Origin of the sequence: Flavobacterium omnivorum (assembly GCF_900099915.1) — a bacterium.
Taxonomy (GTDB): Bacteria; Bacteroidota; Bacteroidia; order Flavobacteriales; family Flavobacteriaceae; genus Flavobacterium; species Flavobacterium omnivorum.
In genome coordinates this window covers 235911-247552 of the sequence record NZ_FNDB01000005.1, presented here as the reverse complement: position 1 = coordinate 247552, position 11642 = coordinate 235911, and the positions used below count along the sequence as shown (strand labels likewise).

Here is an 11642-nt window from a genome sequence, read left to right as displayed (position 1 = left end):
CTGATAGTATTCGCAAATGTTATACTTGAAAATACAAGGGCTAAAACAAATTGAAATAAGGTTATTTTCATAATTCGAATTAGTAGTCGTTGTTTGAAGACGGTTTTTTTCATAATTTTGGTCTGTTTTTATTAATATTCGTTAGTTAGGTTATTGGTAGAACACAGCAATTACTCTTTACAGAGAGTGAATTGATTTTAGTCAAGGCGTCGAGAATGTTACAGCATTTTCGGCGCTTTTTGTATTATATATTTCTATTCATAGGCAAGTTACTATTAATTACATCCATCGGATATAATACTAATTTGGTTACCATTCATTTCATAACTCGTATTGTTTCCAAGGCTTTTGCAAATAATTTTAAGCTTTTCAGGTAAAGGTTGATCTGTTAAAGATGTTGTTAGATAACAGTCTTTTAATTTGGATTGAGGAAAATCAATTTTCACTAAATACGCCTGTTCAATTGTTTTAAAAATTTGTGCCACAGGAATATCGGTGAATTCAAATCCTAATTGCTCAATATTACTCTTAGAATTAATTAATAACTCATCTTGTGTAATATCAGTAATCTTTTTAAAACTTAAGTTTTTTCGAAAGAATCGCAGGGCTTGATTGGGTAATAAAACAATCAGCTCGTCTTTTGAATTTGAGATTAATTCATTCGATCTCACTTTTACTTTTCCAGTCCGAACCACAACTTCCACATTTGGTTGATTAGCGTATGCTTTTATTTTGAAACTGGTTCCTACTACTTTTGTAACGATTTCATTCGCAAACACAAAAAATGGCTTTTTAGGATCTTTGCTGATTTCGAAAAAGCCTTCACCGGACAGGTACACTTTTCGTTCATTACCCACAAATATTTTAGGATAACTTAATTTACTGTTGGGTTGCAATAAAACCGAACTTCCGTCAGATAATGTTATGCTTTGTGGTTTGTCTGAATTATTCGTTTCCTCCACTAAGCCTTCTTCATTTTCATTGATAAGTTCGCTATAAGTTAGTGCGGAATCATTATCACTGTTGGTTTGATTATATAGCCATCCGGTTAAAAGGCTTAAAATCAAAACAGCCGCAACTCCGTTAAACCATCTTTTTCTCAAAAGCTTAAGAACTGGTTTTCCCTTTTTATTTTCTTCTACTCTTTCAATTTTTTTCCAAGTAGCTTCCAATGCATTTTGCACTTCATCCTTAGTTAAATTATCATTAGGCGCTTTCATTGCTAACAACCATAATCTAGCCTCTTCAACTAATTTAGCACGATTGGAATTTTCCAAAGTCCATTCTTCCCATTGGTGTTGATCATCATTGAAATACACCCATAATCGGAATGATTCATCGGCTAAAAAGTGTTCTATTTCGGTATAATTAGTACGGTGTTGCATCAAAAAAAGGGGTTACAATTATAGAGAGGACCATTTTTTTAATTGATACTCACTAAATAGTTTATTTTTTTAAATTATTTTTCCGAAGATTATAATGCGAGCAAAACAAGCATTAAAATGCAGCAGATGTTTCCTTTCCAATTTTTGCGTAAACTCAACAAAGCGCGGTGCAAAAGATTGTTTGCCGATTGATAATTCATATCCAATGTATCGGCAATTTGGTCTACGGTAAGTTCTTGTGTGTAACGAAGATATAAGGCTTCTTTTTGTCGAGAAGGCAAGCCGTTTATAAAATGATTGAGATGTGACACTTTAGAAGCTGTCGTTTCCTCTGAGATAAGATCATGTTCAATTGAAAAATCAAATAAAAATTCTACCGTATCTATAGAGCTGCTTAGGCGAAAAATCCGATCCCTTTCTTGTGATCTAGTTATACGCTTGCGAACACAGGCTAATAAATAGGCTTTTACAACCACTTTATCACTCAATTTGTCTCTGTAAATCCAAATGTCAGTAAAAACATCTTGAACGCAGTCTTGCACTTTTTCAGGAAAAGGAAGAAATGAATTTCCATAACGTACTAAATGAGAATAATGTCTTTTGAAAATTATGGAAAAAGCATTTTCATTCCCTTCTTTTAGACTGTTCCAAAGTGTGGAATCATCAGGTATTTCGGTTTGTGACAGTTGCTTTTTTACCATTTAGTTTAAATTGTATTATTGACTTTAAACACAAAAAATAATAATTAATTTGGCTTTTTTAGTTTAAAAAGTTCAGTTTTCAGGTGCCTTTTTGATGCGTTGTAAAAGAAATTTCTTTATAATTAATTAATGATTTCTTCACCAAATCTACGTAAAATTATGTTAAAATGATCTTTTACTCTTGAAAGTAGCAAGAAATTCAATTATTTATGAATAACAGTTCTTTTTTTTCGGTAAAGTAAATTTAGAGAAGTTTAATTATGGATTTAATAATGGAAGTTTTTAAGGACTTTATTTTAAATGCATAATAAGAAAAAGTATAGGTACAGATTAATTTTCCCGACTATCAAGAATGATTGTTGGGATTGAATGTATAAACTTAATAGGAGTTTTTATTCGAATTTCCAGGCTTTTTGTTGTGCTTCACTCAGGAAAGTCCAAGCTATTATTCGGCTTGTTTTTTGTCCTTGAGCCATATCAATTGTTTTAATTTCGACTGCACTTACTTTGTTTAGTGTTTTGTAAAGACTGGAAAGATTTTCTTTTTTGGATACCAAAGTAGTAAACCATAAACACTGCATTGGATATTTAGCACTTTCGTAAATCATTTGGGTAACAAAACCTAATTCTCCGCCTTCACACCATAGTTCTGCATTGTGACCACCAAAATTTAAAACAGGTTTAGTTACTTTGCTTGTGGCGCTTCGAGATTCTAAATTATTGATTTTTCTTACCGTACTTTTCGTAGCTTCCTCCTGTGAGGCATGAAAAGGAGGATTGCAAATGGTAAACGTAAATCGGTCTTCGGGAGTGATTATATTTTTAAAAATAAAACGAGATTCCGTTTGCTGTTGTAAACTAATGGCATCAATCAGTTTTGGATTTTCTTCAATGATGGCGCTGCAATTTTCAATTGCTTTTAAATCGATATCGGTTCCTACAAAACTCCATCCGTATGCTGAATTACCAATTATAGGATAAATGCAATTGGCACCTACACCAATGTCTAAACCTTGAACGGTTTCTCCTTCAGGAATGATTCCGTTGTTGCTGGAAGCTAATAAATCTGCTATATAATGAATGTAATCCGCTCTTCCTGGAATCGGTGGACAAAGATAATTTTTAGGAATATCCCAGTTTTGAATGTCGTAATGAGATAACAATAATGCTTTGTTAAGCGATTTTACTGCATCAGGATTACTAAAATCAATAGTCTCAATATTATGCTCATTTATAGAAACAAAATGCTGCAATTCAGGAGATTTTTCTATTAATTGCTCAAAATTATATCCAAATCTATCCAGATTTCTCGGATGTAAATTAGTTTTTTCGGTAATCGTTTTTGCTTTCATTTTCTATATTTCGGTGCAAAGATAGGCATAACTATTTTGTAAAAGCATAAAGACTTTGACCCATTAAACAGATGAAAAATAAATCATAAAATCAGAACCTTACGTATTTTTTGAAAACTAATAACGGTTACTTTTATAAAAAATACAGCTAGAATGACTTTTATGACCGCTTCATTTCATTTCAAAAAGAGATATATTGTTTACAGTTTGATGTTTTTGTATATCGTAATATGTCAATCCTATATGTCGATGCGATATTCAGATAAGGAAACAACAAAATTTTTCGCAACCTCTAAAATAGAATTCCAGGATAAAACAGTTGCTTTTGAAGGTTATAAAATCCATTATGTTGCGACGGGAAGCGCGCAAAACCCGACCTTGTTTTTTATTCATGGATCGCCTGGAAGTTGGAATGCTTTCAAAGAATATCTTCAGGATACTTTACTGCTCAAAAAATACCGAATGATTGCTATTGACCGTCCGGGTTTTGGATACAGTGATTTTGGTGAAGCTCAAAATTTAAAGGTACAATCTCAAAGAATATCTGAATTCATCAAAAAAATCGAGAATAAAAAGCCGCTAATTTTAGTAGGGCATTCCGTTGGCGGACCAGTTGTGGCTCAGTTAGCCGTGGATAATCCGTCTTGGTACAAACGATTGGTGATATTGGCTGGGTCATTAGATCCGAAAGCGGAGAACCCAGAAAAATGGAGAACGGTTATCAAAGCATCGCCTTTGCGTTATCTAATTCCTGGAGCATTACGCCCGTCCAATGATGAGTTGTGGTGGTTGAAAAAGGATTTAGTCTATTTAGAACCAGAGCTGAAAAAAATCACTTGTGACGTCACCATTATTCATGGAACAAAAGATGCTTTGGTACCATATAGTAATGTTGCCTTTATGCAAAAAAAGTTTACCAATGCTAAATCAATCGATACGGTAACGATAGAGAAAGCGAATCATTTTATTCCGTGGAGTCATTATGAGATTGTGAGAAATGCATTGTTGGATATACAATAAATGTTTTAGTCCATGCATTCCATCATTAATAAATCACCTTCATTATGTTCTATTGTTACGATGCCATCTTTGATAACATGATTGCTGCTTCCGGTTCTGTAACCAATGGTCAAACTGTCATCTTTCAAAGGATAAAATAAATTATCCGAATGTATTCCTGTAACGTGACCGATAGGAATTAATGAAATTGGCGTATTCGCTGTATACCATTTTTCGAATTTCTTGGGCAATAAAAAGACTTTTGAATGATCGTCGAGAATGACAATTTTCAATAGATTTCTGTATCTGGTAATATTGGTCAGATTCGTAATCGTATGATCAGCTCTTCGTCCAGTGGCCCAAACTACGTTTACAGCTGGAATTTTTCGTTCGATTAAATAGTCAAAAGCCTTTTCTAAATCGGTTTTATTTTGATCTGGCGTATGTATAATTTCAATTGGATATTGAGTCGTTTTATAAATTTCAGGATCAAATCCTCGGTCGAAATCGCCTAAAAGCACATCGACTTTGATGTCTAATTCCATTACGCGAACCATAGCCGAATCCAATACCACCACAAGCGGTGACCATTCCAGTAATTGACCTAATAATTCTGGATTACAGGAAGCGCCGTTGGCAATGATTAAAGCTGGTTCTTGGTCGTCCCGAACGATATGGTGTGAAGACATGAGGATTGTAGATTTAAGAAATGTGATTTAAGATTTTAGATTTTGGCAATCGATAATAGATTGGATCGTAGACTGTAAAGTTAGTTAAAATATGCAAACTTGAAAAATCAACTATACTCTAGCCCAGATGGCAATGAAAACCAAAACAGGTTGTAAACTTTAGTTTTCTGGCTGTAGAAGAGCGACCAATGGAAGCTCCTTATACAGACTGGAAAACTGTTTAGAACCTGTTTTTGGTTGTAATGAACAGCTGGATTAGCTCCTAATTATTCAATTGTATAATTTCTAACATCCACCTCACTAAGAGAGAAATAGCCCAAAGGATAATTGGCGGTGTCAGTTGTATTGATGACATTTCCTCTTACGGTTGCAGGTGGTGATTGAAAGGGTCCTCCGCCATTATTTCCAGCAATACTCACTAAGACACTCATGTAATTATAGTATGCTTTAGAAATTCCGAAGTGCGTTACCTCAATTTTATCGTCTTTTTTTAATTCATCATTTTGCGAAATACTAAAAAATTCGTTTCCGTTGAAAAACTCATCCTGATCCACATAAAAATTTGATTTTACCTGATTGGAATATACATATTTGTAAAGATAATAATTAGCTTCACCAGCTGGATCTTGATAAAATGTTTTAATTTCTTTTTGGTTGCCTGTAAAACCACCTTGATTGTTTTGAACAATTTTAGTAATGGCTGTAACAGGTTTCAAGGTTTCGGTTGCAGTGTACCTATTGCCATTGCTGATAACCGTCAGCGTGTAGGTTTCGTTTATAACCGGAATAAAAGTAGCGCACGTATATTCACCTGTATTCGCAATTTCCGAAAAAGAAAAAACTACATTAGTGCTATTTTTTATGGAAACTGTTGCTCCAGAAACTTTTGGAATTTCAGTGTTGTAAAATCCGGTGGTAGTAGTCAATTTTATTCGTTGTTGATTTCCGGAAGTTCCTTTTTTCCAATTAATGGCTGCTTCAATAACCAGTTTTGGTGGCGCATTGTCTAAATCTACTTCGATTACCTCTTCGCAACTGGTTGAAAAAACCGCTATTAAAAGTATTAGATATGGTGTTATTTTTTTCATGATTTCATGTTTTTATTTTGTTCTGTTTTGAAAGGCTATCCTTAGAATTTAAAGTTATAACTCACTGCTGGAACTATACCAAAAATAGAAGTTTTTATGGCTTCATTGCTACCAGTATCAGCGTTTTGTCTGAAATTGATGGAAGCTGCATTTTTTCGATTGTACAAATTGTAAATGCTAAAAACCCATTCGCCTTTCCATTCTCTATTTTTATTTTTGCTAGGGGTTAAAGTGGCAGCAATGTCAAGATGGTGGTATGCTGGAAGCCGATTTTCATTTCTTAGTCCGTAACTAGGTACATTGATTCCTAGGTATTCATATTGTCCAACAGGATACGTTACTGGTTGTCCCGTTTGCAAAGCAAAATTAGCTCCAAAAGACCATTTTTCGTTCAAATTATATGATGTGGTTACCGCAACATTATGCAGTTTGTCATACACTGAATTGTACCATTGCCCGTTGTTGATTCCGGTTTCTATTGGGGTTCTTCCTGGGGTTTGTTGCTCTGATTTGGATAATGTATATGAAATCCATCCATTAAATTTTCCTTCGTTTTTTCGGAACATGATTTCTAAACCATACGATCTTAATTGACCGTTTAGGATTATTTGCTCGATGGCTTTATTTGCAATCAAATTAGCACCATCAATGTAATCCAATCGGTTTTGAACTTCTTTGTAATAAGTTTCTACTTCAAGGGAATACATGTCGTCATTGAAGTTTTTGAAGTAACCCAAAGCGACTTGATCCGCAATTTGTGGTTTGATAAAACGATCACTTGGCGTCCAGACATCAAGCGGAGTAGGCGATGAGGTGTTTGAAATCAATTGCAGATATTGCACCATTCTGTTGTAACTTGCTTTGATCGATTGGTCGTCGTTGATTTGATACGCCAATGAAAATCGCGGTTCCAGATAATTATAGCTCTTCATCACTTTGTTACGATCGTAAAATTTAGTGCCAATTGGAGTAGCTTTTTCATAAATCTGTAATTCCGAATTAAAGAGCACTGGATTATCATTTTCATAAATATTCACAGTAGATTGTCCTAAACGGTAAAACATACTGTAACGTAATCCGTAAGATAATGCTATTCTATCGGAGATTTCGTGGTCCGCATTGATGTAAACTGCAGGTTCAAAAGCATATTTTTTATCCAATTGGTCAAAATTTATTCCAGAGTTCTCATCAGATGGTTTAATGGTTCCCGGATTGAACTCGTAATAAATTCCGTTTAGCCCGTAATTCAATTTAAATTTATCTGAAATATAATTCTTGAAATCGTATTTGACATTATAATTTTTGATGCCCGAATCCCATTTGAAACCAATAAAATCCAAATCTAAACCGTAATAATAATCGCTGTAAATAAGCGATAAATTCGAAAATAATTTTTCAGAAAACAAGTGATTCCATCTCAGATTGACCGTTGTATTGCCATAAATGTTAGTAAAACTATCTTTTAAACTAAAAACATCCCTCCCAAAATAACCGGATAAAAACAAACTATTATTTGGGTCTAATTTATAACTCAATTTGGTGTTTAAATCATAAAAATAAGCCGAGTTGTCTTTTTGTTCCTCGGAAAGCTTCAGGAATAAATGTGCGTAGGAACTTCTACCGCCAATAAGGAACGAGCCTTTGTCTTTTACCAACGGCCCTTCGGCCAAAATACGGCTGGAAATTAATCCGATTCCTCCATTAACATGGAATTCTTTACTATTACCGTCTTTTTGATAAATATCTAAAACAGAAGAAGCTCGTCCGCCATAACGTGCTGGAATTCCACCTTTGTACAACTTTAAATCTTTGATAGCATCCGGATTAAAAACAGAGAAAAATCCAAAAACATGCGATGAATTAAAGATAGTTGCTTCGTCTAATAAAATCAAATTTTGGTCGGCTCCACCACCACGAACATTGAAACCAGAGGCACCTTCGCCTGCATTAGTAACTCCAGGAAGTAATAAAATTGATTTTAAAACATCGACTTCTCCCAAAACGACAGGCATTTTTTTGATAGCTGAAATAGAAAGTTTATTAACACTCATTTCAGGTTTCTTGATGTCAATTTTTGTTTTATTGTCTGTAATGATTACTTCTTGTAAAGCTGTTTCATTACTAAATAAATTGAAGTTATTTTTTATATTTTGGTTTAGGGCGATTGATTCTTCAATAGTTTGATAGCCCAAATAACTTATTTGAACGGTATAATTTCCCTTTGGTATCGTAATGGAGAAAAATCCGTATTCGTTTGTTGTTACGCCAGTTTTTAGCGTTGGAATCATAACGTTGACACCTATTAAAGTTTCATTGCTGTTGGCGTCAATAATAGTTCCGCTTAGCGTAAATTTTTCTTGAGCGAAACCTGATAGCGCGTGCAGTACTACAACTAAAAAGGTAATAATTTTCTTTGGAGTCATTGTTTAAATTTTATCGAAATGAAAAAACGCAAAGTACATTAAATAGAATAGCATTTGTCATATAACAACTGTTAAGGTATTGCTAAGGTAAAAAAAAAGACAACCGTTTCGGGTTGTCTTTTAAATATATATAGCAGAAAATAATTAGGCTAGTTTAGCATCTAAATTTTCTTGGATAGCTGCCAAAAAAGCCTCCGTAGTCAAATAGTCTGCTGCAATCAAACCTTCTGGTTTTACTAACATGGCTAAATCTTTTGTCATTTTTCCACTTTCAACAGTATCGATACAAACTTGTTCTAGTGCATGGCAAAAATCGATTAAGGCTTGGTTTTCGTCTAATTTACCTCTGTGTTCCAATCCTCTTGTCCAGGCAAAAATAGACGCAATTGGGTTCGTTGAAGTTGCTTTCCCTTGCTGGTGCTGTCTAAAGTGACGTGTTACTGTTCCATGAGCTGCTTCTGCTTCTAATGTTTTTCCATCAGGAGTTACTAAAACAGAAGTCATTAGACCTAAAGAACCAAAACCTTGAGCAACAGTATCGGATTGTACATCACCATCGTAGTTTTTACAAGCCCAAACAAATCCACCGCTCCATTTCATTGCAGACGCAACCATGTCATCAATCAATCTGTGTTCGTAAGTAATACCTGCTTCAACAAATTGTGGTTTGTAGCTCGATTGGTACACTTCTTCAAAAATATCTTTGAAACGGCCATCATAGGCTTTCAAAATTGTATTTTTTGTAGAAAGATACAAAGGCCATTTTTTTGTCAATGCCATTTGAAATGAAGAATGTGCAAAACCGTAAATACTTTCATCAGTATTGTACATAGCCATTGCAACTCCGTCTCCTTTATAATCGTATACTTCCCAAGTTTGAGTTTCTCCTTCTTCAGGAACAAAAGTCATGGTTAGTTTCCCTTTTCCTTTAATAACAGTATCAGTAGCTTTGTATTGATCTCCAAAAGCATGACGGCCAATAACAATAGGTTGTGTCCAGCCAGGTACTAGACGAGGAACATTTTTCATGATAATTGGTTCACGGAAAACAGTACCACCTACAATATTACGGATGGTTCCGTTTGGAGATTTCCACATTTTTTTTAAACCAAATTCTTTAACGCGGTCTTCATCTGGGGTAATGGTGGCACATTTTATACCAACATTGTATTTTTTTATTGCTTCAGCAGAATCAATTGTGATTTGATCATTGGTAGCGTCTCTGCTCTCCATTCCTAAATCATAATATTTAATATCTAAGTCTAAATAAGGAAGAATTAATTTTTCTTTAATAAAAGACCAAATAATTCGTGTCATTTCATCTCCATCCAATTCTACAATTGGATTGGCTACTTTAATTTTTGTCATAATGTATTGCTATAGGTAATTCTTATTTTTAAACGTGCCTACAAAGGTAATAAAACGATATCGTAAAAGAAAATGCGTTTTCATTAAGTTTTTAGTAGTATAAATTGAATTGTGGAATTAGGATTATTGCGAATCTAAATTGCGAATATGAAAATGAAATTCCTTATAAATTATCAAATAAGAGCTATCAAAATTCTTTTGTTTCAGTTAAAATCTACTGAATAATGATTGTTACTTTGGGTTTAAACCAAAAAAAAGTCCCAACAGTGTTGAGACTTTTATAGTAAAGAGATATTTGACTATCTTCTTTTGTCTTTAATCTTAGCTTTTTTACCAGTAAGTTCTCTGAAGTAGAAAATTCTAGCTCTACGAACTGCACCTTTTTTGTTGATTTCAATTTTTTGCAAAGCTGGCAAGTTTACTGGAAAGATACGCTCTACTCCAATAGCACCTGACATTTTACGAATTGTGAAAGTTTCTGTATTAGCAGAACCTCTTCTTTGGATAACAACTCCTTTGAAAAACTGTGTTCTAGTTTTTTCACCCTCTCTAATTTCGTAGAAAACGGTGATAGTGTCTCCAGCTGCAAAAACTGGGAATTCTTTTCTTGTTACAAATTCGTCTTGAACGAATTTCATCAAATCTGCCATGATATTTTTTAATTATGGGTTGCATTAAATCAACATTCACGGATCTCGCCAGAGGTTAAATTAATGTGAGTACAAAAGTAGATAAAAAAGTTTAAAGTTTAAAGTTTTTCTTGTTTAAAGTTTAGAAGTTCTTGAATACCAACTTTAAACCTTAAACTTTAAACAAACTTTTAATCTTCAAGCAAATCCGGTCTTCTGTTCTTCGTATGTTCGTAGGCCATATCTTCACGCCATTTGTCAATTTTGGCAAAATTCCCACTGGTCAAAACCTCCGGAACTTTCCATCCGTTGTAATCCGCTGGGCGAGTGTAAATAGGTCCCGATAATAATCCATCCTGAAAACTATCTGTCAATGCTGAGGTTTCATCGCTCAAAACTCCCGGAATCAATCGGATTAAAGCGTCTGATAATACTAAAGCTCCTAACTCACCACCAGATAAAACATAATCACCAATAGAGATTTCTTTCGTGATAAAATGATCGCGTACGCGTTGATCTACCCCTTTATAATGTCCGCAAAGGATAATGATATTTTCATACATCGACATGGTGTTCGCCATTTTTTGGTTCAGGGTTTCCCCATCAGGCGACATATAAATGATTTCGTCGTAGGGTCTTTCACTTTTCAAATGTGTAATACAAGCATCAATAGGCTGTACCGTCATCACCATTCCGGCACCACCGCCATAAGGATAATCATCCACGCTTTTCTGTCTGTTGGTGGTATAATCCCGTAGATTATGAAAATGAACTTCCACCAATCCTTTGTCAATAGCACGTTTCATAATCGAAGCCTCAAACGGACTTCGCAATAATTCTGGGAGAACAGTAACAATATCAATGCGCATAATTTCTTTTATAAGTTTCAATCCCGAGGATTCGGGAGCAAAGGTACAAAGATGCTGAGGTTTTCAAATAACCAAATGCTCAATTCAACAATTAAACTTTTCTTTAGGAGCTATTTCCAGCTGTTCGTTGCAATCTTTT

General features: G+C 34.3%; 10 protein-coding genes. 1 reads left to right on the top strand and 9 read right to left on the bottom strand.

Going from position 1 to position 11642, the window contains the following annotated elements; all coding sequences use genetic code 11:
• Positions 1-275 precede the first annotated feature (275 nt).
• The 3 genes from BLS90_RS07915 to rlmF all read right to left on the bottom strand — a co-directional run bounded on the left by BLS90_RS07915 (position 276) and on the right by rlmF (position 3438).
• On the bottom strand, positions 276-1385 hold the full coding sequence (locus BLS90_RS07915; RefSeq protein ID WP_091257118.1) for a FecR family protein: 1110 nt from the start codon (positions 1383-1385) through the stop codon (positions 276-278).
• A gap of 89 nt (positions 1386-1474) precedes the next feature.
• Entirely contained in the window at positions 1475-2086 is a 612-nt protein-coding gene (locus BLS90_RS07910) for an RNA polymerase sigma factor (RefSeq protein WP_091257117.1), read from the bottom strand.
• Between the two features lie 392 nt (positions 2087-2478).
• Complete coding sequence (gene rlmF, locus BLS90_RS07905; protein WP_091257116.1) at positions 2479-3438, bottom strand: 23S rRNA (adenine(1618)-N(6))-methyltransferase RlmF; 960 nt, start codon at positions 3436-3438, stop codon at positions 2479-2481.
• 153 nt (positions 3439-3591) lie between these two features.
• On the opposite strand from rlmF, the gene BLS90_RS07900 reads away from it, so the two are divergent.
• Positions 3592-4458 (top strand): alpha/beta fold hydrolase, encoded by an 867-nt coding sequence (locus BLS90_RS07900; protein ID WP_091257115.1) that lies wholly within the window; start codon positions 3592-3594, stop codon positions 4456-4458.
• Positions 4459-4463: 5 nt separating this feature from the next.
• Here the strand turns inward: BLS90_RS07900 and BLS90_RS07895 are convergent, their stop codons facing one another.
• The 6 genes from BLS90_RS07895 to trmD all read right to left on the bottom strand — a co-directional run bounded on the left by BLS90_RS07895 (position 4464) and on the right by trmD (position 11503).
• On the bottom strand, positions 4464-5126 hold the full coding sequence (locus tag BLS90_RS07895; protein ID WP_073354313.1) for a thiamine diphosphokinase: 663 nt from the start codon (positions 5124-5126) through the stop codon (positions 4464-4466).
• 266 nt (positions 5127-5392) lie between these two features.
• Positions 5393-6214, bottom strand: a complete 822-nt coding sequence (locus BLS90_RS07890) for a DUF4249 domain-containing protein (protein ID WP_091257114.1) — start codon at positions 6212-6214, stop codon at positions 5393-5395.
• A 41-nt stretch (positions 6215-6255) separates the two neighbouring features.
• A complete protein-coding gene (locus BLS90_RS07885; RefSeq protein WP_091257113.1) occupies positions 6256-8637 on the bottom strand; it encodes a TonB-dependent receptor in 2382 nt (793 codons plus the stop codon).
• 144 nt (positions 8638-8781) lie between these two features.
• Entirely contained in the window at positions 8782-10005 is a 1224-nt protein-coding gene (locus tag BLS90_RS07880) for an isocitrate dehydrogenase (NADP(+)) (protein ID WP_091257112.1), read from the bottom strand.
• A 299-nt stretch (positions 10006-10304) separates the two neighbouring features.
• Positions 10305-10655 carry a 50S ribosomal protein L19 gene (gene rplS, locus BLS90_RS07875; protein WP_091257111.1) on the bottom strand — a complete coding sequence of 117 codons (351 nt, stop codon included), beginning with the start codon at positions 10653-10655 and terminating at the stop codon, positions 10305-10307.
• 170 nt (positions 10656-10825) lie between these two features.
• Positions 10826-11503 (bottom strand): tRNA (guanosine(37)-N1)-methyltransferase TrmD, encoded by a 678-nt coding sequence (gene trmD, locus BLS90_RS07870; RefSeq protein ID WP_091257146.1) that lies wholly within the window; start codon positions 11501-11503, stop codon positions 10826-10828.
• Positions 11504-11642: the final 139 nt, after the last annotated feature.